General features: G+C 62.7%; 2 protein-coding genes. One reads left to right on the forward strand and one right to left on the reverse strand.

Annotated elements, in window-relative coordinates; translation table 11 throughout:
- A partial coding sequence (locus WH91_RS20830) for an aldo/keto reductase (protein ID WP_144408402.1) occupies positions 1 to 302 on the reverse strand: 302 nt, incomplete at its 3' end.
- Positions 303 to 494: 192 nt separating this feature from the next.
- Here WH91_RS20830 and WH91_RS20835 point away from each other — a divergent pair.
- Positions 495 to 901, forward strand: a 407-nt coding sequence (locus tag WH91_RS20835) for an SDR family oxidoreductase (protein ID WP_046172937.1), incomplete at its 3' end; no start/stop codon positions are given.

Here is a 901-nt window from a genome sequence, read left to right on the forward strand (position 1 = left end):
TCCCTGAACGGCAGGCCGTTCTCCCATCCTGCATCGAGCGGGTTCTTTGCCGCTGGCGGGGGCAACGATCGTCCTGGCCGCGGGTGCGTCATCAGGCGACCCACTTTCGTGCTGATCACGGCTTGGGGGCTTTCCAACTGCTCGCGCAGGAAGTAGCCCAGCATGTGCTCAGCCCGGCCTAGGCCATACATGGGTGCCGCGTCGAAGTAGCGGATGCCGGCGTCCCAGGCTGCCTGCAGGGTTTCCATGCAGGTTGAAGCGCTGACCGGTGCATAAAGGCCGCCCAGCGAGGCGCATCCCATGCCCAGCGCCGCCAGCTCCGATCCGCTCCTGCCGATGGTTCTTTTTTCCGTTGCTTTCAAGAAAGCTCCCCCTGTTGCTCTGCGGCAGTTGCGAGCGCTGTTACACTAATATAACAAAAAGCGGCAAGCGCTCGCGACTGTCAGCCTTACGAGCCGGACACACGTCGATTGGCGTTTTGGGAGGATGAGTGGATGAACAGGATCGACCTCAAGGGGCAGCATGCAGTGGTCACCGGAGGCGCTCAGGGCCTCGGCCTCGCCATGGCGAAGCGGTTCGTGGCATCGGACGCCACAGTCACTCTTTGGGACATGGACGAGGAGCGCCTCGAGGCAGCGCGCGCCCAACTGGGCCCGGCGGCTACCACCGTGTGGGTAGATGTCTCCGATTGGGAGGCCGTCGATGACGCCCGGGCACGCACCGAAGAGATTGGCGGGCCTATCGCGATCCTGGTGAACTCGGCCGGCATTGCTGGTCCGGCAGGGCCGCTCGATACCTACGATATTGCCATGTGGAAGAAGATCATCGACATCAACGTGAACGGCACCGTCTATGTCAACCGGACCGTTGTTCCCGGCATGAACAGCCGCCATTTGGGGCA

Origin of the sequence: Devosia psychrophila, from assembly GCF_000971275.1 — a bacterium.
In the GTDB taxonomy this organism is placed as follows: domain Bacteria; phylum Pseudomonadota; class Alphaproteobacteria; order Rhizobiales; family Devosiaceae; genus Devosia; species Devosia psychrophila.